Here is a 22,655-nt window from a genome sequence, read left to right as displayed (position 1 = left end):
CCCCGCGCGATGAGTGAGACGAGTGAGCCCCGCACGAGACACCATCACGGAGGGGAGCCTGGCGCGTCCGCTCTTCACGCTCGCGTGGCCCATCGTCGTCACCGAGTTACTGCAGGTGGCGTACAACATCGCCGACACGCTCTGGCTCGGTCAGCTCTCGGCGGCGGCGGTGGCCGCGATGAGCATCGCCTTCCCGCTCATCTTCCTCTTTCTCTCCATCGGCGGCGGGTTCACCGTCGCGGGGAGCATCCTCGTCGCCCAGTACACGGGCGCGTCGAGCGACGACTCGGCGGGGGAGATCGCGGGCCAGACGCTCTCGTTCGTCACGCTCCTGGCGCTCGTCATCGCCGTCGTCGGCTACCTCTCGACCGGGCCGGCGCTGTCGCTCCTGCCGACCGATCCCGAGACCGCGACCGACGTGATCCCCCTCGCCGAGGAGTACATGCGCGTGTTCTTCCTCGGCACGCCGTTCATGTTCGGCTTCTTCGTCTTCTCGGCGCTCATGCGCGGCTACGGCGACACCCGGACGCCGATGCGCGTGATGTTCCTCTCGGTCGCGCTCAACGTCGCGCTCGATCCGATCCTCATCTTCGGGTTCGAGGCGAACCCGCTGTTCGGCGTGCTCGGCATGGACGGCCTGCAAGCGGCGCTGTTCGGCGCGACGGGATTCGCCGGGATGGGCGTGGCGGGCGCGGCCCTGGCGACGCTGCTCGCGCGCCTCGCGGCGATGGCCGTCGGCTTCTATCTCATCCTCCGGACGGGCATCGGCCCGACGGTCCGCCTCGCCGACCTCCGGCCGGACCCGACGGCGATCCGGAAGATCGTCCGCATCGGCGTTCCGAGCGCGCTCGAGCAGTCCACCAGCGCGCTGGCGATGATCACCCTCACCGCAATGGTCGCCGCCTTCCCGACGGCGACGGTCGCCGCCTACGGGCTGGGCAACCGCCTCATCTCGCTCGTGTTCCTCCCCGCGATGGGCCTCGGGCGGGCGACCGACACCATGGTCGGACAGAACCTCGGGGCCGAAAAACCGGGGCGGGCCGAGCGCGCCGTCCACCTCGCGGCGGGGACCGCCGCGGGCATCATGATCGTCGTCGCGCTCGTCGCGCTCCTGTTCGCCGAGTCCATCGTCGCGGTGTTCATCGGCGAGCGCACCCCCGAGGCGCTGCGCACGATCGAACTCGGCACCGAGTACCTGCGCGTCCGCACCGTCGAGTTCGCGTTCATCGGCGTCCTCCAGGTGCTCCTCGGGGCCTACCGCGGCGCGGGGCACACCCGCACCGCCCTCGCGTTCTCGATGGTCGCGCTCTGGGTCGGGCGCGTCCCGACGGTCTACGGCCTCGCGTTCGTCGCCGACATGGGCGCGACGGGCATCTGGATCGGGATGGCCCTCGGGAACGTCGTCGGCGCGATCGCCGCCGGGCTGTGGTTCCTCCGCGGCACGTGGAAGCAGGCGGTCGTGGACGTGCGGTCGCCCCCCACGCCGCGGGTCGAGGCGGCCGAGGCCGACGGCGAGGACTGAGGCGAACACACAACCGTTATACGACAGTGCGAGGTACGGGTGAACGGGAGCCTGTAGCTCAGTGGACAGAGTGCTTGGTTCCGGACCAAGACGTCGCGGGTTCAAATCCCGTCAGGCTCGTCTCCCTCGTCGCTTCGCTTCTCGGTCGACTCGCCTGACGACCCTCGCGAAGCCTCCGGCTTCGCTCGGTCCCGTCAGGCTCGCTCCGTTTCATGACGCTTTCAAACCAACAGACAGCAGCGGTGCGTTTATAAATACCGCCGCCAGATCGGGCCTGGAGTTCGTTATGCAGCGTGACGGCGACGCCGTAGTCTTGCGGTTGGTAGGAGCCAAATGGTACGTGGTCTGGCTTAATGCCTTGGCGCAGGAGACTCGTCACTCATTGTGCGTTGTTGAGGGCTGCTATCTCCCCCCCGTTCGTTCACCGAGCCCGTTTGTCTACACAGTCTAAACACGCCACACAGAAGATGCGCCGGATGTTTTGGGCCAACACGAATCGAACGACTGGCTCGGCCAGAGTCACGCGCTGAGAGCCTCGACGACATCTTCGACGGTGAAGAGTCGAAGATCATCCCGCTCTTCGGCAGCCTCTTCCACGGATGACTTGAATCCGCTCCGTGAGAAGAGCGCGTATTCGTGCGTTCGATCGCCACCACCTTTCGGCGTCCATCGTAACTCGTCGACGTGGTCTTGGAGCGTCGAGAACGCGCCGTATCCGAGCGGTGAGTTCTGGAACTTACATTCGCCTACAATCAGCGTCTCTCCAGTCGTGAGGCCAACGACGTCGACCTCGTGATCGCCGTACCACCACTGCCCGGTGTCCGTGATCGTGTACTCCGGATAAAGCGTCCGCAGAGCGGAGCAACACAGTTCCTCGAACGGGTGGCTCACGAAGTCTGCCAACTCCGGTTCGATCAGCACCTCGTAGGCTTCGTCCCCGAGTTCGTCGTACCTGTCTCCCGTCCCGTATACGAAGTGAAACCAGAAACGGAAGAAGTGGTCGCGGATGCGGTACCGACTTCGCTTGGTCCGCTCCTTCCGTTCGGTGATCGGGACGTGCTGGTCAACCAATCGCAGCCGCGAGAGCCGATTCAGATACTTCGACAGCTGGTTGTAATCGATTCCAGTCGTTCCGGCGATCTCGTTTCGGCTCGTGCTTCCACCGGCGATGGCTTCCAGAATCGAAAAGTAGCGTGTCGGTTCCGTGAGTTCCATCCGGAGGACGTAGTCGGGCTCGTCGTGAAGGGAGCCGTGTCGCGAGAGGATCGTTCGCTGAACGTTCTCGCCGAGACTAACTTCGGGGGACACCTCTTCGAGATAGTACGGAACACCGCCGAAGACACCCCAGGTGAGGACTTGTCCCTCTGACGTGTACTCGTCGGCGAAGAACTCCATTGCAGCATCGAACGGGAGCTGCCTGATGTCTAAATTGAGAGACGATCGGCCGTAGAGAGGACTGTTCCCCAAGAGCGCTGCTTCCTCCATCATGCTAATCGACGACCCGACGAGTACGATGGTGGCCGTCGAATCATTGAGTTCGTGGTCGAACATTGCCTGGAGGACGGATGGGAGACTCTGGTCCTGTTCGACGAGGTACGGAAATTCGTCGAGAACGACGATCGCGTCCTGATCGGCGAGATAGCCGAGAACTGCCTCCCAGTCTTCACGAATGCGCATGATTCCGGGATAGAGCTCCGACACCGTTTCGATGAATTGCTGGAGTTGTAACGCCTCCGTTTTCTGCTTCGCTTGGTAGACGATCGCCTGGTCGTACTCTTTGAGCGAGCGTTTGACGAGTGCAGTCTTCCCAAGCCGTCGCCGTCCATAGATCACTGCTAATTCTGCATCGTCTGAGTCGTAAAGGTCGTAGAGACGAGTGAGTTCCTCCGTCCGATTCACGAAGCCGGGCATACGATTCGATGTCTTCCCCGGTCGACATAGTACTTTTGTTAACCATACTTTAAAGTATCGTACTATAAAGTATCGTACTCTCTAGTACACGTGTATCGACGGTGGAGGCCTACGAAGTGAACGTAATCACGAAGTGGACGAGGAGATCCGAGAGATCGTCGACGACTGCATCGAACACAACCGCCCGGGAGTGACCGACGACTACGGTCGTGAACCGTTGTTCGCTACCAAGTAGGTCGCCCAGCAGATTCGACGATCCGGAAGTACGCGTACATGTGGTCACCGGCTTCACTTGGTCCCGTCGGGCTCGTTCTGCGTGTCTCGAACGGACGTGAGCGACCGCAATCGAACTCCGCGGGATTTGAACCCTGCCAGTCGCAGCGCCCGACACGGCGGGGCGAACCGCTGACCCACCTTCTGCGACGAGCGAACGAGCGTGACGACCCCGGAGGGCTCAAAAGGTCACCACCTCAAATAATGTCATCTATCATTTGTAATCGTGGTCTAATGTATTGCCGTGTGTAGGATTGCTCGTTAGTGTTTTATGAGGTGTAGGCCCTCCTTCGAACTGTGTTGTCCGCGCAACTGATCGAGGGGCGGAGCCGTACGCGATGAACGACACGTCCCCGCCTCCACCGCCCGTCCCGGAGCCGGCACTGTTCGGCCCCGTGGTCTGCTGGCGGGTCGGCCACGACTGGATCGAGAACCCGTTTCTCGACGCGCAGGAGTGCCTTCGCTGCGGGGCGATGCGGGGGGCCGACGGGGAGTACGTCCCGCAGGGGATCACGCCGCGGGACATCGTGATCGCCCTCGCCGTCGGACTGCTCGTCGGGGCGTGGCTCGTCGTCGGCTTCCTCATGTACTACACCGGGTTCTAACCCGCGCCGCGGTCGGGCGTCGGGCGAGGCGGCCGGGCGCTTTTCCGGAGTGCGCCGCCCGCTGCCCGCCTGAGGCGAACGCGAGCGCGTAGCGGGGCTACGTGTATTCCCGTCGCGCGCGGTGACGGTACGATCGGTGACGGAACAGTTATCCGGAGAGTCACCCGAGGGGCAGTCATGTCCGCTACGAGCGCGACTCCGTCGCTCGGGGAGTCGCCACGGGACATCCTCGCCGCTCGATGCCGAACCGTCGCCGAAACGGCCGAACGAATCGCGTCCGCCTACCGGCGGGTGGCGCTCCTCCTCGACAGCTGTACCTCGCTCGCTCGCCGGCGGCGGGTCCTCGACCTCGCCGCGGTGCGCTGGCGGGCGCTGCTCCCCGAACTCCCCGCGGAGTGGGAGTCACCGCCGTACCCGCCCACGACCAACCCGGACACCTTCACGCTCTACGCCGAGGACTACGACGCCCTCGCCGGGGCGTACCGCGAGACGGCGACCGCCCTCTCGACGGACGCGATGACGAGCGGGACGCGGGCCTTCCTCCGCTCCGTCCTCCGCTCGCTGCCCCGCGACGTCTGGCGGGCGATCGTCCGCTCCACGGTCGTCCACGGCCTCGCCGAACGGCTGGAGGCCCGTCACGACTCGGCCCGGGGGCGGCGCGCCGAGTGAGGTGACCACCGCTCCTCGGGTCGGGACGTTGCCAGCCGTTCCCTTTCGTCGCCGGCGCGCGAAGGGGCGGACGGAGGCGTTCGACCCATGGAGTACGTAACCACGCAGGGCGTCGAAGTCCCCGCCCTCGGGCTGGGAACCGCGCGGTTCGACTCGACTGACGTCTGTCGGCGAGCGGTCGAGGCGGCCCTCGACATCGGCTACCGCCACGTCGACACGGCCCAGATCTACGGCACCGAGGGGGCCGTGGGGGCGGCGGTCTCGACCGCCGCCGTCGACCGCGACGACGTGTTCGTCACGACGAAGCTGAGCGAGTCGAACCGCAGCCGCGACCGAGTCCTCGAGTCGACGCGACAGTCGCTCGCGGCGCTCCGGACCGACTACGTCGACCTGCTGCTGATGCACTCGCCGAACAGCACGGTGCCCCTCGCGGAGACGATCGGCGCGATGAACGACCTCCGGGACGAGGGGATCGTCCGACACGTCGGCGTGAGTAACTTCTCGGTCGATCAGTTGCGCCGGGCGATGGAGCGCTCCGACGCGCCGATCCTCACGAACCAGGTCGAGTACCACCCCTACCGCGACCAGTCGGCGCTCCTCGAGACCTGCATCGACGAGGGGGTCGTGCTGACGGCGTACAGCCCGCTCGCCGTCGGAAAGGTGACGTCGAACGCGACGCTCGCGGAGATCGGCGACCGGTACGGGAAGACCGCGGCCCAGGTCGCGCTCCGCTGGCTCCTCCAGCAGGAGATGGTCGCGGCGATCCCGAAGGCGGCCGGTCGCGACCACCTGCGGGAGAACTTCGACGTATTCGACTTCGCGCTCGCGGACGACGAGATGCGGGCGGTCTTCGAGGGGACGGGCGGCCCGATCGACGGACTGCGCGACCGCCTCGGGCTGTAAGGGGAGGAGGGCGGGCGCGACGCGTCTCCGACGATCCGCCCGAGCGCGGTGTAAGACCCTCGCGCCCGGACGTGGGACATGCGCGAGCTCGTCTTCGCACCCGACTACGAACCCGGGTGCAACCCCGTGACCGACGTCCTCGCGACCCGGCTCTCGCGGATCGAACCCGAGCGCTTCGGCGGAGGCGAGACGGACGACTCGCGGTAGTGCCGGCGAACGGGACGAGTCCTCCGATACCAGCCCACTTGCCACGTGTGTAGCCCCGGCCTCGTTCGGGGGCTATACGTATTGACGTGGATGTCATGCGGGATCGACAGTCAGTCCCAGCTAGCACGATACGCCGGGCGGCCGACGGAGCACGTGGGATACGGAAACGGCGGCCCTCACGGTGTCGCGTGGCTGGCACGAATGAAACGGCGCAAGTTCCTCCTCTCGGCGGGAGCGATCGGATCGATGGGATTCACCGGCCGATGGATCTCCCGCCCGGAGGACACCCTCAACGTGAAAGTATGGTTCAGCGAACGGGCGGCGGCCTATCCGGGGCTGCGACGGCGGGTCGGCGACTACCTCGGACGGGCGTTCCGACGGGCGCACGACGGGACGGTCCTCGAGTTCGGCGGCACGCTGCGCGTCTCGACCGAGCGGGCGTACGACCTCGTCGTGGGGGGCGAGTGGCCGCGACGGCTCGCCCAGGGGAGCGCCGGGCTGGGTCCGGCGACGCCCTGCGACGACGTCAACCTCCTCGTCACCGACGAACCGCTGACCGAGTGGCCGACCGGCGCGGGCGTCCCGCACGTCGCGGCGGTCGGGGGCGCGGCGGCGATGGCGAGCCTCCCGCCGGCCGCGATCGCGTCGACGGTCGTCGGGCGGACCTGGGGGACCTACGCGATGCAGGTAGCGCTCCACGAGTGCGGCCACGCGCTCGGCCTCGACCACGACGTCGGCTCGATGCGACCGGACGACGGCGCGCTGGTAGTGAGCCCGATGGTCAGCGGCTATCCCTGGGAGACCCAGTCGATCAAGGCGGAGTACTTCGACTACGAGCGCAGCGTCTGCGGGTGTCGCTACGTCGAACCGGACGGACGCGAGCCGCGCCTGATGCTGCGCTACAGCGACTGCGCGGCCGAGCGCATCCGCACCTACCGGGGCGGCGTCACGCCGTGGTAGGCACTCACGGTGGTCGCCCCGCGGTCGCTCCGCCGCAGCCGCCCCACGGATCGCTAACCGATCACCCGCCGTCGTCCTCGTCCGCGACGGCACCCTCCTCCCAGCCCTCCGTGAACACCCGGTCGTCGGGCGCGCCGAGGGCCGCCAGGCGCTCCGTCGTCTCGACGACCATCGCCGGGACGCCGCAGACGTAGAAGTCCCGCCCCTCGAAGTCGTCGAGGGACGCCTCCAGGTGCTCCTGGACGTGGCCGGTGGGACCGGTCCACTCGTAACCGCTGTCCGACAGCGAGTAGACGACGGTGAGGTTCTCGTGCTCCGCCTCGAGCTGGTCCAGGGTCTCGCGGTAGAGGACGCTCTCCCGGTCCTTCTCGCCGAAGAAGAAGTGGGCGTCGCCCTCACCCTCGCGGAGGTACTGTTTCAGCAGCGCCATCACGGGCGTGATGCCCGTCCCCGTGGCGACGAAGGCGACGTCAGCCTCGGGGTTCTCGAGCGTGAGGTTCCCCTCCAGCGAGCCGAGGACGACCTCGTCGCCGACGCGGCGCGTGTGCATGTACGCCGAGGCGGTCCCGTCGTCGTAGACTTTGATGGCGAGCGTGATCGAGTCCGTTCCGGGGAGACTCGTCGGCGTGTACGGCCGGACGACCTCCTCGCCGTCCCGCTCGAACTGAACGGTAGTGTGCTGTCCCGGCTCGTAGTCGAACTCGTGGCCCTCCGCTCGCAGGCGGAACTGCTTGACCCGGGGCGTCATCCGATGGATGGAGACGACCTCGGCCGTGACGGTCATGGACGTCCCTACGCGCCCCCGCGACGAAAATCCTACCCAGCAGGGCTTTGTCGCCGGTACCCCCACACCCGGTATGCTCACCGTGGACTGCGGCACGCTCGTGGACGGTATCGCCGACGAACCGCGCTACGACGCCCGCGTGGTGATCGAGGACGGGCGCGTCGCGGCGGTCGGTCCACGCGACGAGGTCGAGGCGGTCGGCGAGCGGGTCGAGCACGACGTGGTGATCCCCGGGCTCGTGGACGCCCACGTCCACCTCGCCGGGGTGCGGACGATGAGCCCGATGGACTGGGCGCGCGAGGACGTGGCGACGATGACCGCCCGCGCGACCGCGGACCTCCGGCGGCTCCTCGCGGCGGGCTTCACGAGCGTCCGTGACGTAGGGAGCGCCGCGGGCCTCGGCCTCCGGACGGCCGTCTCGGAGGGCGTCATCCCCGGTCCGCGGATCCACACGAGTGGGCGGGCGTTCTCCCAGACGGGCGGACACGGCGACTCGCACTTCCTTCCCTACGAGTGGTCGCGCTCGCGCGCGGGGCTCTCCGAGATCGTCGACGGCCCCGACGAGTGTCGCAAGGGGGCCAGGCGACGTATCCGCGACGGCGTCGACTGCATCAAGATCATGGCCACCGGCGGGGTGCTCTCGGAGAAGGACGCCCCCGACCAGAGCCAGTACACCGCGGCCGAGATCCGCGCGTTCGCCGAGGAGGCCCACCGCGTCGGGATCCCGGTCGCCGCCCACGCGCAGGGCGCGCCGGGGATCAAGAACGCCCTTCGAAACGGCGTCGACACCGTCGAGCACGGCTTCTACGTCGACGACGAGGCGATCGACCTCCTCCTCGAGACCGACGCCACCTTCGTCCCCACGCTCTCCATCGTGCATCGGATCGTCGCGGAGGGCGCGGACCACGGCATGCCGGAGTGGGGGTGCGGAAGGCCCGCGAGGCCCGGCGCGCGCACCTCGACTCCACCCGACGGGTCCACGAGGCGGGCGTCCCCGTCGCCCTCGGGACGGACTTCATCGGCCCCGACCTCGTCCCCCACGGCGAGAACGCGCTCGAGGCCGAACTGCTCGTCTCTGCGGTCGGCCTCTCTGAGATGGAGGCGATACGGGCGGCCACGAGCGTCGCCGCCCGCACCGTCCCCGGCGACGAGATCGGCGCGATCGAGGCGGGGCGCTACGGCGACCTCGTCGCGCTCGGCTCCGATCCGCTCGACGACATCGAGGCGCTCCGGGACGTCGAGGCGGTGTACAGGGGCGGTGAGGTGGTGTGGGGTAGGTCGATCGCGCACACCTGCGGGTTCGAGGATCACCACCCGGACGGCGTGAACCGTCCGTGTGGACCGCAGTCGAATGCTCGAAGTCGACTGTCTCGGATAGAGTCCAGGCTCTGAACGACGGCCGAGACAACCGCCGGCACCAGCGGACGCGCCGAATCCCTCGAAGGAGGGACGCGACTGAGGGGGTGAGGCGCGGTTTCGGTCCTTCCGGAACCGCCGGACGGTTCCGGAGTCCAGTGAGACGCGAAACGTCTCACTATGCAGATGTTGCCAGCGAGTGAGCGAAGCGAACCAGCGCAGCAAACGGTGGGTGAACAGGCGACGCCGCGGGCGGGGCTGGGTTCGCGGGGCGTGGCGTCGCACACCCGCGAGCACCCCGCGACCGAAGTCAGGTCACACGGACGCTGGTCCCGCTCTCGGATATAAAGATACGGACCGGCGACTGGCCAGGGATCCACCGTCCACACCGGTTCAGCACCCACGAGGGCGCGAGCGCAGCGAGCGCCCGAGGAGGTGACGTGGTTCGAGAGACGCCGGTGGCGTCTCTCGTCATCTCGGAGCAGCAAAGCTGCTCCGACGAATCATCGGAAGACCGGCGGTCTTCCGAGATCACGAAAGGCGCTACGCGCCTTTCGAACGACCGTGCTTTTGATCCAGCTTTTGCCAGCGAACCGCCAGCGACCCGCTTCGCGGTCGCTGGCACGTGAACGCAGCAAAAGGTGGTGGTGCTAGAAGGATTCGACGTGCGGCCGCAGGTCGAGTTCGAGCGTCCACGTCGAGCGGTCCTGCTCGATCAGGTGCCAGTACTCGCGGGCGATCTCGTCGGGGTCGAGGAACGTCTCCGTCCTGCGGTCGCCCTGCTCGCGGGCGCCGGGGGTGAGGATCTGCCCGTCGATCACCACGTGCGCCACGTGGATCCCCTCGGGGCCGAGTTCGCGCGCCATGGACTCCGCCATCCCGCGGGCGGCGAACTTCGCGGCGGAGAAGCCGATGGCCCCCTCGCGGCCCCGGCGCGAGGTCGTCGCGCCGGTGAAGACGACGGTTCCCCCCTCGCCGTCGAGCATGTCACGCACGGCCTCCTGCGAGCAGTAGAGCGCGCCCTCCGCGCCGACGGCGAGCGCCTCGCGGAACGCCTCCCCCGAGATGTCGAGCGTCCCCCTCCAGGGGGCGGCGCTCGCGTGATTGACGAGCACGTCCACGGGGCCGAACGCCTCGCGGACCTCGGCGAACCCGCGGGCGACCTGCGCCTGATCCGAGACGTCCGTCGGGACCGCGAGCGCGCGCTCGCCGAGGTCGGCGGCGAGGTCGTCGAGGTAGGCGGACGAGCGGGCGAACAGCCCGACCGAACAGCCCTCCTCGACGAACCGCCGCGCGAGCGATTCGCCGAGGCCGGGACCGACGCCGGCGATCACTGCCGTGTGCGTCATGCGTCCGGTCACGCGCCCCGTCGGCGTAGTCCTTGCCCCCGGCGCGTCGAGGTCACGCCGGGATACTTATTACATTCCGTGAGTGTCATTTGATATGACCAAAACGAAGTTCCTGCTGACGCTGACGCTGGCGCTCCTCGTGACGACGGCCGGCTGTTCCGGTCTCCTGGGCGACGGCCCGGAGGGTTCTGCGCCGGCGACCGGCGACGGCGCGACGAACGGATCGACGCCCGATAACGCGACGAACGACACCGAGGAGCCATCGGCGACCGAGGTCGACGCGGCGAGCGCGCTCCCGAGCGACCTCGCCGCCGTCCACGAGCGGTCGCTCCGCGCGGCGGGGTCGTTCAGCGCGAGACAGGAGATCACCATCGCGTCGACCGACCCGACCGTCGAACCGAGCGAGTTCAACGCGTCGGTCGGGTATCGGATCGACCTCGGCGCGGACCGGGCGCGCAGTTGGAGCGCGTTCGCGCTGTCGATCGACACCTACACCGAGGGCGAGACGACGTACGAGCAGTCGAAGTTCGACCCGAACGCGACGGACGAGAACGCGACCTACACGGTCGCGTCGGCGAACGATAGCTCGTCGTTCGTCCCCGATCCCGTGAACGTGACCGAGGCGATGGGCCTCCCCCTCACGGAGGTCGGGAACGTCAGCTACGAGCGCGCCGGGACCGATCGCTTCGACGGCGCGGCGGTGACGCGCTACGTCGCGGACGGGCCCGAGGCGTACCACGGCCTGCCGACCCACACGTCCGATAACGCGACCCTCGCCGCGTTCTCCGCGACGCTCCTCGTCGACGACTCGGGGATCGTCCGCCTCAACGAGTGGTCGGCGACGCTCGTCGACGCGGAGGGTGCCGAGGTGTCGTTCGCGTACCGACACGCGATCACCGACGTCGGCGAGACGCGCGTCGAGCGGCCGCCGTGGCTGGAGTACGCGCGCGAGCGGGGAAGTCGGTAGAGGTGAGCTGAACGAAACCGAACCGAGCTACCCGAGGTTCTCCCCCTGGTAGCTCCCGTCGTAGACGCCCTCGTGATCGGCCTCGGCGAGGACGAGCTGGGCGACCCGCGCGCCGCGTTCGAGGTCGATATCGCGGTGGACCTGCAACAGCCCCTCGCCGACCCCCTCGTAGCCCGCGTCCCAGACGGCCGTGTTGAGCATGCAGGAGTTGCGCATGAGCGACGAGCGGGGATAGATGAACCCGACGTGCCCCTCGGGAATGCCGACCGTCTCGGCGTACCGGAGGACGTACGCGCCGGGGTCGAGGCGGAAGACGTCCGCGTCGGGACCCTCGCGGGGGGGACACTCCGCCCGCTCGCCGATCGTCTTCCCGTCGCGGTCGATGCGCCCGCGGGAGACCTGTTCGAAGACGGTGCCGAGGGTGAGATCGAGGCCGTTCGGCTGGACCTGCTCGGGCGAGACGGGCGAGCAGTGATCCGCGACGAACGCGCCGCTTCGGTACATACCGGCGATGCGACGACCTGACGGATGACGCTTGTGATGCGCCGCACGGACCGATGGCCCGCCTCGACTCACGACGGAACGGCTATCAGCGACCCCCCGAAACGAGGTATCGAATGTCTCGTTTCGAGCCCCGTCGAGTCGGGCGGGCCGTCGCCGACAGGATCTGCGCGTGGTGGTTCTCGATCGATCGGGGGTGGCGAGCGACGGCCATCGGCATCGGCCTCGTTCTCGTCGTGGCGGTCGGATCGCCGTGACGGCGACCCGGCCGTCGTCGCTGGCCGCGGCGCGGGCGCGCTCGCTCGCCCCGGGGGCGGCCGTCCTCGTCGCCGTCGCCGTCGCCGCCCACGGGGTGGCGGCGGTCGTGCCGGGCGTCGGGATGCTCGTGGTCGCCATCCTCGTCGGCGCGATGATCGCCAACACCGTGGGAACGCCCGCGTGGGCTGAGCCCGGGATCGGGCTCCACACGCTCGCACTCGAGGTCGGCATCGTCCTCCTCGGCGCGCAGCTGACGCTCGGGGAGGTCGTCGCGTCGGGACCGACCGTCGTCGCGCTCACGCTCGGCGTCGTCGTCCTGGGCGTCCTCCTCGGGGAGACGCTGGCGCGGCGGGTGTTCTCGCTCCCCGAGCGAACCGGCTCGCTGCTCGCCGCCGGGGCGAGCGTCTGTGGGGTCTCCGCCGTCGCCGCCGTCGCCCGGGTCGTCGACGCCGACGAGAGCACGGTGGCGTACGCCGCGGGGACCGTGCTGCTGTTCGACGCGGTCACCATCGTCGCGTTCCCGCTCGCCGGGGAGGCGCTCGGCCTCGGCCAGAAGCCGTTCGGCGTGTGGGCGGGCCTGAGCATGTTCTCGACGGGGCCGGTCGCCGCCGCGACGTTCGCGTACGGCGAGGTCGCCGGGCGGTGGGGGACGGTGACGAAGCTCGTCCGCAACGCGTTCATCGGCGCGGTCGCGATCGGCTACTCGGTCCACTACGCCCGCGGCGACGGGACGGACCTCCGGGCGCTCTGGACGGAGTACCCCAAGTTCCTGGTCGGCTTCCTCCTCGTCGTCGGCGCGACGAGCGCGGGCGCGCTCACTGCGGACGGAACGGCGCTGCTCGCCGCGACGAACGACTGGCTGTTCGCGCTCGCGTTCGCCGGGCTGGGGTTCGACATCCGCGTCGGGGAGATGCGGACGGCCGGGCTCAGGCCGGTCGCGCTCGTGCTCGTCCAGTTCACGATCGTGAGCGCGCTCGCGCTGGTCGCGGTGACGCTCGTCGTCGGAACGTAGGTTCGCCGGCGGAACGTGCGGCCGGCCAAAAACCGTCGTCATCGTTCGTGGACGATTCACGGAGGCACGTCGCCTAAAAGTGCAGAATACGGGTGTTTTGGGGCGTCCTAACGCAAAGCTGGCCGAACACGCGGGATTTATATCTCCACGGGAGGCATCTTCGGGTGATATGGGACAGACGCTCACTGAGAAGATCTTGGCCGACCACCTCGTCGAAGGGGAACTCGAAACCGGCGAGGAGATCGGCATAGAGATCGATCAGGTGCTCACGCAGGACACCACGGGTACGCTGGTCTGGCTCCAGTTCGAGGCGCTCGGGCTGGACGAGGTCCAGACCGAACTCGCCGCCCAGTACTGCGACCACCAGACGTATCAGTTCGACTTCAAAAACACCGACGACCACCGTTTCCTCCGTTCCGCCGCGGGCACCTTCGGCGCGCACTTCTCCCGCCCCGGCAACGGCATCTGCCACAACGTCCACAAGGAGAACTTCGCCGCGCCCGGCAAGACGCTCCTCGGCTCCGACTCTCACACCCCGACCCCCGGCGGGCTCGGTCAGCTCGCGATCGGCTCCGGCGGCCTCGACGTCGCCGTCGCGATGGGCGGCGGCGCGTACTACATCGAGATGCCCGAGGTCGTCAACGTCCGCCTCGAGGGTGAGCTCCCCGAGTGGGCCACCGCGAAGGACGTCATCCTCGAGATGCTCCGTCGGCTCACCGTGAAGGGCGGCGTCGGCAAGATCTTCGAGTACACCGGACCCGGCGTCGAGTCGCTCTCGGTCCCCGAGCGCACCACCATCACCAACATGGGGACGGAACTCGGCGCGACCTCCTCGGTCTTCCCGACCGACGAGCGGACGAGGGACTACCTCGAGCGCCAGGGACGGGGCGACCAGTTCGTCGAGATCGGCCCCGACGAGGACGCCGAGTACGACGACGAACTCGTCATCGACCTCTCTTCCCTCGAACCGCTCATCGCGACGCCGTCGATGCCCGACAACGTCGTGCCCGTCCACGAGGTCGCCGGCCAGTCCGTCGACCAGGTCATCATCGGCTCCTGTACGAACGGCGGCTACGAGGACATCCTCCCGGCCGCGAAGATGCTCGAGGGGCGCGAGGTCGACAAGAAGACCGACATGATCGTCGCCCCCGGCTCGAAGCAGGCCTCCGAACTGCTAGCCCGCGAGGGCTGGGTCGCCGAGCTCATGGCCGCCGGCGTCAACTTCTCCGAGGCCACCTGCGGGGCCTGCATCGGGATCGGCCACGTCCCGGCCAGCGACTCCGTCAGCCTGCGCACGTTCAACCGCAACTTCGAGGGCCGCTCCGGCATCGAGGACGACAACGTCTACCTCTGTTCGCCGGAGGTCGCCACCGCGGCCGCCATCGCGGGCGAGATCGTCGACCCGCGCGACCTCGCCGGCGAACTCGGCGACCTCGAAGCGCCCGGCGTCGAACTGCCCGAGGCCTACAGCGGCTCGAAGGTCGACCTCATCGCGCCCGACGAGGCCGTCGACGACGGCCTCGTCAAGGGGCCGAACATCGGCGACGTCCCGCTCAAGGACCCGCTCGAGTCCGAACTCGCCGGTCCCGCCCTCCTGAAGATGGCGGACAACATCACGACCGACCACATCATCCCGGCGACCCAGGACATCCTGATGTACCGGTCGAACATCCCGAAGCTCTCGGAGTTCACCCTCTCGCGCGTCGACGACACGTTCGCCGAGCGCGCGCTCGAGTCCGACGGCGGCTTCCTCGTCGCCGGCGAGAACTACGGACAGGGCTCCTCGCGCGAGCACGCGGCGCTGTGCCCGATGTACCTCGGGATCCAGGGCGTCCTCGCACAGAGCTTCGCCCGCATCCACAAGGCGAACCTGTTCAACTTCGGCCTCCTCCCGCTGGCCATCGACGAGGAGACCTACGAGCGGATCGAGCAGGGCGACGACATCGAGATCGTCGACGACGTCTCCGAGGCGGTCAGCTCCGGGCAGGAGGAGTTCACGGTCCGCGTGAACGACGACTGGGAGTTCACGGCCACCCTCGACGCCTCCGAGCGCGAGCGCGAGATCCTCGCCGCCGGCGGCAAGCTCTCGCTCACGAGACAGCAGTACGAGGAGTCCTCGGGCGGCGCGGCCCCCGCGGACGACTGAGAACGACCTTTTTCTGCGGTCGCTCGCAGTGCGATCGGTCGCGAGATGCCGCCGGCAGCGTTCGAACGACTGTTCCGCGGAATCGGTACACGGCGATTGGTGGCGTGGATACCGGACGGTGCGGCGGAGGTCGTAGGCGACCGCGAGGATCACTTCCGGGGCTCCGAGTGCCAGCCTCGCGCACGGCGGGACACGACGCGAGCGTGCGATCGATCGGCGGGAAGCGCTTTTACCCGTCCAGCGGCGGACAGTCCACGGTATAGTGCCACGAACCCGCCAGGCTTCGAGGATATATCCAGATTCAATAAATTAATGTATTCTTACTAAAGAAGTGAGCTGTGACAGAGGACTGTCGTTCCACGTCAGCTGCGTTCATCGTATTGCTGGTCGGACTGCTCGTCCTCGGCGCGAGCGTACCGGCGGCTGCAGCTGCGGGGGCGACTGACCACGGACAGTCGCTCGTATCCAGCGCCTCGGTCTCCACGGTCCCGGTAGAGCCATCTCAGTCCACCTTCACATCGACATCCCGAACGATCAAACTCACCCAGGAGTTACAGCTCGTGCCGGACGCGCCGGGGGAGATTGCAGTGACACTCCGGTACTCGGTTCCTACGGATGTCGTCGATTTGAAAACCCGGGTGCCGACGCGCGCGACCGTCACATCCACCGACGGGTTCGTCCCGCGCGATGGCACCGAATACGCGTGGGATCGACAGACATCCGCCCCCGCCCTCACGTACCGTATGCCCGTAAACGAGACGATGGACGTGGCCGGCCCCATCGCCGGCAGAGGTGACTACACGTTTGTCGACCGGGGGGACTGGGCGTTAGTCCGCGTGCCACCGGCAGCGACCGGATGGAGCTGGACCGGTAGCGGAACCATCGGACTGTCCCGCGAGACGACGACTGCCGGTCCAGGCGCTGTCGGTGATGCGATGGCGTTCCTCGGCGAGCACCGCGAGATCACCCGGACATCCAACGGACAGACCTTCCGGCTCATCGTCCCTACCGAGGCCAGTCTCGCCGAGTCGCCGACGAGGATTCTCGACTCGCTGACGGCAGCCTCAGACACTCTCCGGATCGGCGACCGAGACGACCACGTGTTCGTGGTCGCGGCACCCAGCCGGTCGACCAGATGGGGGGTTCGCGGCCTGCAGACCGGTAGCGCGGACATGTGGGTGCGGGACAACGAGCGGCTCGACACGGCTGACAACGTCTGGCTCCACGAGTACGTCCACACGCGCCAGGGCTATACGGCCGCAACCGACGTTCGGTGGTTCACCGAAGCGAGCGCGACCTACTACGCGGCGTTGCTGACGCTTCGACAGAACCGGATCGGATTCCAGGCATTCCGCGATCGATTGGCGCTCGGTACCCGGACTCCGTACAGGAACGCGGTGCTCGCGGACCCGACGACGTGGGACACAGTCGCCCCATACACCAAGGGCGCGCTCGTCGCTGGCGAACTCGACAGGAAGACCCGGCAGTCGTCAGACGGGACGCGTTCGCTCCAGGACGTGTTCAGCCGCATGAACAGCCACGGTAGTGCCGTGACCGGGTCGTCGTTCCGCGAGCTGGTCCGCCAGACCGCCGGTGACCCTACGGTCGCGCAGGCCGACCGATACACGACGACGCAGGAGACGCCAGCGACGTGGGATCGACAGACCCACGACCGGGTGTTCGGTACTACGCCGGCACGTATCAGCTACGCCCTGCCCGGCCTGGAGGACCCATCCGGCTATCGCGTGAGCGGTCCATACCGTAGGGGATCGGTCGGCACCGAGCGCCCGATTCGGATCGCTACCGGCGAGACGCTCACCCTCGACGTGGTGGTGTCGAACACCGGTGGGACGGCGGGCGAGTACGACGCGCAACTGCTGGTGAACGGGCAACGTCAGAGTCGTCAGCACGGCCGCCTCGGCCCGAGTGAAACGAGAACGCTGACGTTCACTCACCGCTTCCCCACGGCGGGCGAATACGACCTAGGGATCGAGGGCGATAGAGTGGCCGTCAGCGTCCGCAAGCCGGCGAAACCGACGGTTACCACGATCAAAGCGGAGAAAACAGCGAAGACACCCGCGAAGACAGGGGAGCCACGCTACGCGGTCGTAGTGACTGCGACTGTACGGAACGACCACTCGTTCCCCGCAGCGGGGACGCTCACACTCCACCAGAACGGCGAGCCGATCGAGACGCGTCGGGTCGAGCTAGCCCCTGACGGGGAACGCACGATCAGCTACAACGAGACGATGGCGAGGCCGGGCGAGCACGTCTACCGGATCGACGGGCAGACGACGACGGTGACGGTCGACCCGTCACCGACGCCGACACGAGAGCCGGAGACGACCTCGACGGGTGGCGATGGGTTCGAAATGATAACGGTACTGTTCGCGGTCGTCAGCCTCGTCCTCGTATTCGCTCGGCGTCAGTAACTCCGTCAACGATCGGGTCGGCAGGGCGAGCGACGGCGTCAAGCGCGGCCTCGCTCGCGTGGGCACTGGTGCGAGTCCCGTTGAAACCCGTCGCGGGTGCGGTGGCCGACCTCACGGCCCCGATCCCGGCCACGGCGGCGCTCGGCGCGGGCTTTCTCGCGAGCGCGGCGGCGATCTACCGCTGGGAGGTTCCCGCGGACGCCGCCGCCGGGGAGGCGCGTCAGTTCGCCGATTGACCGAACGGGTCCGCGTCGTACTGCCGGTCGGGTTCGGATACACGGTCGGTGGCCGTTTCCGGGCCTCGGGTGGGACTGAAAGGGGCTTTCGAGGCCCGCGGACCGAATCACCGGCCGCAACGCTCACCGAACCATCCGACCCCCGGAACCCGGAAGCTCATACCGATCGCGCGCCTCAGTTCCCCCGTGACGGAGGCGACGCCCGGGGGCGGTGCGTCCCCGACCATCCGACCGGCCGCGCGGGCCGACCTGCTCGAGATCTACCGCATCGAGCGGGCGGTGTTCCCCCAGCCGTGGCCCTACGAGGCGTTCGAGCGCTTCCTCGGCGACCCGGGATTCCTCGTCGCGGAGGCCGACCGGCGGGTGGCGGGCTACGTCGTGGCGGACGTGACGCGCAACTTCGGCCGCGACATCGGCCACGTGAAGGACTTCGCGGTCCACCCCGACTACCAGGGACGCGGCGTCGGGACGGCGCTGCTCCGGCGCGCGCTCGCCGTGGTGGAGAGCCGTGGCGCGGGGTACGTGAAGCTCGAGGTACGCGAGGGAAACGAGGCCGCCATCCGGCTCTACCGACGCCACGGCTTCGAGTACCGGCGAACGATACCGCGCTACTACGGGAACGGGGAGAGCGCGTACGTCATGGTCCGAGAGCTGTAGCCGCGACCCGGCGGTCCCATCCCCCTCCCGGGCGAGAGGGAACGACGGAGGCTCGACTCCCGTTACGGCCAGAGTCCGCGGGCGGTGTGGGCGTCGACGATGCGCTGGAGGCCGACCACGTAGGTGGCGTCACGCCACGTGAGGTCGTCGTCGGCCTCGTAGGTCCTCCGCACGTCGCGCCACGCGTCGAGCATCTTCGCCTCCAGTTCCTCGTTCACGCGGTCGAGCGACCACGAGCGGTGGTTGACGTCCTGGAGCCACTCGAAGTAGCTCACGGTGACGCCGCCCGCGTTGGCGAGGATGTCCGGGATGACTTCGACGCCGCGCTCGGCGAGGATCGCGTCGGCCGCGAACGTCGTCGGACCGTTCGCCCCCTCGACGACCATGTCCGCCCGCACGTCGCCCGCGTTCGCCTCGGTGATGACGTTCCCGACGGCCGCGGGGATGAGCACGTCCACGTCGAGTTCGAGCAGCGCCTCGTTCGAGAGCGTCTCGGGGGCGTCGTAGCCCGAGACCATCCCGGGGCGCTCGTCGTGGCCCATCACGTCGTTCGTGTCGAGTCCGTCGGGGTCGTAGATCGCGCCGTTGACGTCGCTCAGCGCGACGACCGTCGCGCCCCAGTCGTCGAGCGCGCGGGCGGCGTTCGCGCCGACGCTGCCGAACCCCTGCACGGCGACCGTCACGTCCTCCAGGGGGCGGTCGTAGTACGTACAGGCCTCGCGGGCGACGATGGCGACGCTGCGGCCGGGGGCCTCCTCGCGCCCGAGGCTCCCGCCGATGACGGGCGGCTTGCCAGTGACGACGCCGGGGATGGTCTCGCCCTCCTGCATGGAGTAGGCGTCCATGAACCAGCCCATCGTCTCGGCGTCCGTCCCCATGTCCGGCGCGGGGATGTCCTGCATCGGCCCGATGACGTCGCGCAGTTCCTGGGCGAAGCGCCGCGTCAGGCGCTCCCTCTCGTCGACGCTGAGGTCCTTCGGGTTGACGACGATGCCGCCCTTCGCGCCGCCGAACGGGAGGTCCATCACGGCACACTTCCAGGTCATCCACATCGCGAGCCCGATGCACTCCTCCTCGCTCACGTCGGGGTGGTAGCGCAGGCCGCCCTTGAACGGCCCGCGGACGCTGTCGTGCTGGGCGCGGTAGCCCGTGTACACTTCGACACTGCCGTCGTCGCGCTCGAGCGGCAGCGAGACGCGCTGGACGCGCTGTGGGTGTTTGAGCCGCTCGACGACGTTCGGGTCGATGTCGAGGTGCGCGGCGGCGCGCTCCAGTTGCCGACGCGCCGTCGCCAGCGCCGACTCGGGTTCGGTCGCCGACGCCGACTCGGACGGAACCGCCCCGGGTTCGGTCGTCGCCACCGTCAGTTCCCCCCTCGGTCGTACCGGTTCGAAGAACGATTCGGACGCGCTCGACCGGTCGCTGTCGCGGACGGGGTCGCTCCCCACCTCCGTATCATGTACACCCGTACCCGATTCGTCTATATAATATTAATCCATATACGGCATATTAACACATTTGTCCGAGGGGAAGTGGCGTATGGACGCCCCGGAGTCCGTCGGGAACGCGTTCCGTCGTCACGGGCGCGGGATCTCGTCCCGTAGCGACGCAACACGGCTTTGTCGCTCGCGGCGCTACGGGGGACATGGGATACGCCTGTCCGGTGTGTTCGACGCCGCAGTCGGACGCCCGCCACCTCGCGAACCACCTCGCGTTCACGGCGCTGATCAGGGGCGAGGACCACGAGGCGTGGCTCGACGAACACGTCCCCGGCTGGTCGGAGCGGGGCGAGGCCGAACTCGCCGAGCGCGTCGTCGAGTTCGCCGAGGAGGAGGAGTTCCCTCAGGTGTTCGAGGACACCGTGTCCGACCGGGCGCGGGGCAGTCGGGCGCGGCGCGGCGGCGCGGCGGACGGGGGCGAGCACGGCCACGATCACACTCACGGGCACGGTCACGAACACAGTCACGGGCACGGCGCGCCGTACGCCGGGGCGGCGAATCCCGCCCCGATGGACGCCGAGGCGCGGGCCGTCGTGGAGGAGGCGCGCGAGCTGACCGAGCGGATGCGCCGCGATGGGGACGGCGAAGACGACGGCAGCGGCGGAAGCGCGGGCGACGGGAACGAGACCGACGAGAGCGACCGCGACGAACCGGACGAAAACTCGTAACTACGCGCCGTGAGTAGCGCCGGTATGCACACAGAGGGCACGCTGGCCCCCGACTCGCCCGAGGCGGCCCGCGCGGCGTACGAGTCCTGTGGCCCCGCGGCGCGGACCGTCGTCCGGGAGGTCGCCCGCGCGATGGACTTCGACCGCGCGGAGTACGAGGAGCGCGTCGACGCCGACGTGATCGCCACCGCGCGGGACGCGCTGTTCGCCTCCCTGCTCGAAGTCCGCGTCGGCGACCGCGGGGAGTTCGACGCCTGGTTCGACGGCCGTGGGGAGGCGCTCGACGCGCACGGGAGCGAGAACGTCGACTTCGTCGCCTGGCACGTCGTCCCCTTCGCCGGGGTCGTCGTCGCGACGACCTACCAGAACGAGGAGGCGGCCGCCGTCGCCACCCTGCGGCGCATCGCCTTCGCCGAGCACTACCGCGAGGTCCTCGCGTGAGGCGGGTCACGCGCAACCTCGTCGTCGGCCTCGCCGTCCTCGGCGTCCTCCTGCTCGCGCTGGGGGCGCTGCCGAGCTACCTCCGCTCGGGCGACCCCTACTACCTCGCGGCGACCGAGGTGCCGGAATACGAGGGGCCGACGGTCGACGCCGCCGACCTCTCCGAGCGGCGCTTCCCCTACACCACCGAGGCGCTGTCGGACGGGCGATCGAGCGCGTACTACGAGGGGCCGACCGGGTTCAAGGAGGCGTTCACCCACTCGCCGTTCGACGAACTGAACGAACTCGACCAGCGCGACCGGGACGAGGCGGGCCGCGACGGCGGCGCGGTGAACGGGACGACCGCCCACGTCACGAGGGACGGAACCGTCTACAGGGTGAGACTCGTCGGGGGGACCCGATGATACCGGACGACTGGGAGCGCATCGAGTCGGTCGTCGAGTACGAGACGGGCTGGTACACCGGCGGGTACGACCTGCTGCGCCAGCCCGACGGCACCGAGAAGCGCTACTACTGGGCCGAGCTCCCGCCGGCGGCCGTCGTCGTCGCCCGGGACGGCGACGAGCTCGTCATGGTCGAGCAGTACCGCCCGCCGATCCGCGAGCGCTGCCTGGAGCTCCCCGCGGGCATCGTAGAGGAGGACGACGTTCCTCGGGGACGCCGCCGCCGAGGCGGTGAAACCGCCGAGGGCGACGCGCCCGCGGGAACGCTCGAACCGCAGGGGGCGGTCCCGCCGGAGGCGTACGAGCGGGCCGCCGCCCGCGAACTGGCCGAGGAGACGGGGTACGCGCCGGGAACCGTCCGGTTCCTCGAGGCCGTCTGGGCCTCCACGGGCGTGCTGCGCCACCGCCGGGGACACGTCTTCGCGACCGACCTCGAACCCGCAGAGCGGGCGCTCGACACCAACGAGTTCATCGAGGTGACGCGGGTGCCGATCGACGGCGCGCTGGATCGGGTGCGCGAGGACCCCACGAACGACGCGACGATCGAGGGCGTCCTGCTCGCCGAGCGCGAGGGATTGTTGGACTGAGCCGCAGTGCCCGGTGAGATCGCGTAGAGTACGGTATGACGTGCCAGGACCGTGACCGAGGACACCTCGAAAGCCGCCCGCGGTGGCTGGTCAAACCACCGCGGTGGGTGGGACCGAAAGGGGCGGGGCACTGGAGGAAGACGGCCGATGCAAGCACCGCAGCGGAGCGAGGCGCGCAGCGAGGCCCTCGACTCCAGCGTCCCGGGGCTTTCGAGGTGGCTGCAGAACGAACGTCGGGATAGCTCACGGACACATCCGAACGCTACCGA

Annotated in this window: 23 protein-coding genes, 1 tRNA gene and 1 pseudogene; 20 read left to right on the top strand and 5 right to left on the bottom strand. The window is 68.6% G+C overall.

The features are described from left to right. Positions 1-22: 22 nt before the first annotated feature. Positions 23-1,522 carry an MATE family efflux transporter gene (locus P1K31_RS13095; protein ID WP_276303769.1) on the top strand — a complete coding sequence of 500 codons (1,500 nt, stop codon included), beginning with the start codon at positions 23-25 and terminating at the stop codon, positions 1,520-1,522. Positions 1,523-1,569: 47 nt separating this feature from the next. Beyond that, a tRNA-Arg gene (locus P1K31_RS13090) sits at positions 1,570-1,642 on the top strand. Positions 1,643-2,041: 399 nt separating this feature from the next. On the opposite strand, the gene P1K31_RS13085 is transcribed toward P1K31_RS13090, so the two are convergent. Next, positions 2,042-3,433 carry an ATP-binding protein gene (locus P1K31_RS13085; protein WP_276303768.1) on the bottom strand — a complete coding sequence of 464 codons (1,392 nt, stop codon included), beginning with the start codon at positions 3,431-3,433 and terminating at the stop codon, positions 2,042-2,044. A 611-nt stretch (positions 3,434-4,044) separates the two neighbouring features. Here P1K31_RS13085 and P1K31_RS13080 point away from each other — a divergent pair. The 5 genes from P1K31_RS13080 to P1K31_RS13060 all read left to right on the top strand — a co-directional run bounded on the left by P1K31_RS13080 (position 4,045) and on the right by P1K31_RS13060 (position 7,050). Next, complete coding sequence (locus P1K31_RS13080) at positions 4,045-4,311, top strand: hypothetical protein (RefSeq protein WP_276303767.1); 267 nt, start codon at positions 4,045-4,047, stop codon at positions 4,309-4,311. A 177-nt stretch (positions 4,312-4,488) separates the two neighbouring features. Next, positions 4,489-4,980, top strand: coding sequence for a hypothetical protein (locus P1K31_RS13075; protein WP_276303766.1), 492 nt, complete (start codon positions 4,489-4,491; stop codon positions 4,978-4,980). Between the two features lie 87 nt (positions 4,981-5,067). Continuing rightward, positions 5,068-5,883 (top strand): aldo/keto reductase, encoded by an 816-nt coding sequence (locus P1K31_RS13070; protein ID WP_276303764.1) that lies wholly within the window; start codon positions 5,068-5,070, stop codon positions 5,881-5,883. Between the two features lie 78 nt (positions 5,884-5,961). After that, a complete protein-coding gene (locus P1K31_RS13065) occupies positions 5,962-6,090 on the top strand; it encodes a hypothetical protein (protein ID WP_276303763.1) in 129 nt (42 codons plus the stop codon). A 201-nt stretch (positions 6,091-6,291) separates the two neighbouring features. Next, entirely contained in the window at positions 6,292-7,050 is a 759-nt protein-coding gene (locus tag P1K31_RS13060) for a hypothetical protein (RefSeq protein WP_276303762.1), read from the top strand. 61 nt (positions 7,051-7,111) lie between these two features. Here the strand turns inward: P1K31_RS13060 and P1K31_RS13055 are convergent, their stop codons facing one another. Next, positions 7,112-7,834, bottom strand: a complete 723-nt coding sequence (locus tag P1K31_RS13055; RefSeq protein ID WP_276303761.1) for a ferredoxin--NADP reductase — start codon at positions 7,832-7,834, stop codon at positions 7,112-7,114. Between P1K31_RS13055 and P1K31_RS21900 the strand changes: the two are divergent. Together P1K31_RS21900 and P1K31_RS21895 are read left to right on the top strand one after the other, a co-directional pair. After that, a pseudogene (locus P1K31_RS21900) lies at positions 7,806-8,639 on the top strand (amidohydrolase family protein); the annotation flags it as partial. The gene P1K31_RS13055 and the pseudogene P1K31_RS21900 sit on opposite strands and share 29 nt — an antisense overlap. Before the next feature lie 113 nt (positions 8,640-8,752). Next, a complete protein-coding gene (locus tag P1K31_RS21895) occupies positions 8,753-9,226 on the top strand; it encodes an amidohydrolase family protein (RefSeq protein ID WP_368410862.1) in 474 nt (157 codons plus the stop codon). A gap of 614 nt (positions 9,227-9,840) precedes the next feature. Here P1K31_RS21895 and P1K31_RS13045 read toward each other — a convergent pair. After that, a complete protein-coding gene (locus tag P1K31_RS13045) occupies positions 9,841-10,539 on the bottom strand; it encodes an SDR family NAD(P)-dependent oxidoreductase (protein WP_276303759.1) in 699 nt (232 codons plus the stop codon). 94 nt (positions 10,540-10,633) lie between these two features. Between P1K31_RS13045 and P1K31_RS13040 the strand changes: the two genes are divergently transcribed. After that, positions 10,634-11,506 carry a DUF7537 family lipoprotein gene (locus tag P1K31_RS13040; protein ID WP_276303758.1) on the top strand — a complete coding sequence of 291 codons (873 nt, stop codon included), beginning with the start codon at positions 10,634-10,636 and terminating at the stop codon, positions 11,504-11,506. 27 nt (positions 11,507-11,533) lie between these two features. On the opposite strand, the gene P1K31_RS13035 is transcribed toward P1K31_RS13040, so the two are convergent. After that, the gene (locus tag P1K31_RS13035) at positions 11,534-12,082 is read right to left on the bottom strand and encodes a deoxyuridine 5'-triphosphate nucleotidohydrolase (RefSeq protein ID WP_276303757.1); all 549 of its coding nucleotides are present in this window, start codon (positions 12,080-12,082) and stop codon (positions 11,534-11,536) included. Between the two features lie 41 nt (positions 12,083-12,123). Here P1K31_RS13035 and P1K31_RS13030 point away from each other — a divergent pair, with 41 nt between their 5' ends. The 6 genes from P1K31_RS13030 to rimI all read left to right on the top strand — a co-directional run bounded on the left by P1K31_RS13030 (position 12,124) and on the right by rimI (position 18,748). After that, positions 12,124-12,264, top strand: coding sequence for a hypothetical protein (locus P1K31_RS13030; RefSeq protein ID WP_276303756.1), 141 nt, complete (start codon positions 12,124-12,126; stop codon positions 12,262-12,264). Beyond that, the gene (locus P1K31_RS13025; protein ID WP_276303755.1) at positions 12,261-13,277 is read left to right on the top strand and encodes a YeiH family protein; all 1,017 of its coding nucleotides are present in this window, start codon (positions 12,261-12,263) and stop codon (positions 13,275-13,277) included. Before P1K31_RS13030 ends, P1K31_RS13025 begins: the two co-directional genes overlap by 4 nt. A gap of 169 nt (positions 13,278-13,446) precedes the next feature. Next, positions 13,447-15,423, top strand: coding sequence for an aconitate hydratase (locus P1K31_RS13020; RefSeq protein ID WP_276303754.1), 1,977 nt, complete (start codon positions 13,447-13,449; stop codon positions 15,421-15,423). A 338-nt stretch (positions 15,424-15,761) separates the two neighbouring features. Next, complete coding sequence (locus tag P1K31_RS13015; RefSeq protein WP_276303753.1) at positions 15,762-17,855, top strand: glycyl aminopeptidase; 2,094 nt, start codon at positions 15,762-15,764, stop codon at positions 17,853-17,855. A gap of 68 nt (positions 17,856-17,923) precedes the next feature. Then, the gene (locus P1K31_RS13010; protein WP_276303752.1) at positions 17,924-18,091 is read left to right on the top strand and encodes a hypothetical protein; all 168 of its coding nucleotides are present in this window, start codon (positions 17,924-17,926) and stop codon (positions 18,089-18,091) included. 186 nt (positions 18,092-18,277) lie between these two features. Then, positions 18,278-18,748, top strand: coding sequence for a ribosomal protein S18-alanine N-acetyltransferase (gene rimI, locus P1K31_RS13005; RefSeq protein WP_276303751.1), 471 nt, complete (start codon positions 18,278-18,280; stop codon positions 18,746-18,748). A gap of 62 nt (positions 18,749-18,810) precedes the next feature. Here the strand turns inward: rimI and gdhB are convergent, their stop codons facing one another. After that, positions 18,811-20,115, bottom strand: a complete 1,305-nt coding sequence (gdhB, locus tag P1K31_RS13000) for a glutamate dehydrogenase GdhB (protein WP_379794429.1) — start codon at positions 20,113-20,115, stop codon at positions 18,811-18,813. 278 nt (positions 20,116-20,393) lie between these two features. Here gdhB and P1K31_RS12995 point away from each other — a divergent pair, with 278 nt between their 5' ends. Genes P1K31_RS12995 through P1K31_RS12980 form a run of 4 tightly spaced genes read left to right on the top strand, consistent with a single transcriptional unit; the run spans position 20,394 to position 22,386 of the window. Continuing rightward, positions 20,394-20,915, top strand: coding sequence for a DUF5810 domain-containing protein (locus P1K31_RS12995; RefSeq protein WP_276303749.1), 522 nt, complete (start codon positions 20,394-20,396; stop codon positions 20,913-20,915). A 24-nt stretch (positions 20,916-20,939) separates the two neighbouring features. Next, on the top strand, positions 20,940-21,356 hold the full coding sequence (locus P1K31_RS12990) for a DUF5809 family protein (protein WP_276303748.1): 417 nt from the start codon (positions 20,940-20,942) through the stop codon (positions 21,354-21,356). Further along, a complete protein-coding gene (locus P1K31_RS12985) occupies positions 21,353-21,760 on the top strand; it encodes a hypothetical protein (RefSeq protein WP_276303747.1) in 408 nt (135 codons plus the stop codon). Before P1K31_RS12990 ends, P1K31_RS12985 begins: the two co-directional genes overlap by 4 nt. After that, on the top strand, positions 21,757-22,386 hold the full coding sequence (locus tag P1K31_RS12980; RefSeq protein WP_276303746.1) for an NUDIX hydrolase: 630 nt from the start codon (positions 21,757-21,759) through the stop codon (positions 22,384-22,386). Before P1K31_RS12985 ends, P1K31_RS12980 begins: the two co-directional genes overlap by 4 nt. The last annotated feature ends 269 nt before the right edge of the window (positions 22,387-22,655 follow it).

This window comes from Halomarina halobia (assembly GCF_029338575.1).
GTDB classification, from domain to species: Archaea; Halobacteriota; Halobacteria; order Halobacteriales; family Haloarculaceae; genus Halomarina; species Halomarina halobia.
Note: the sequence above shows the minus strand (reverse complement) of the source record. Positions and strands in the feature narration are given on the sequence as shown.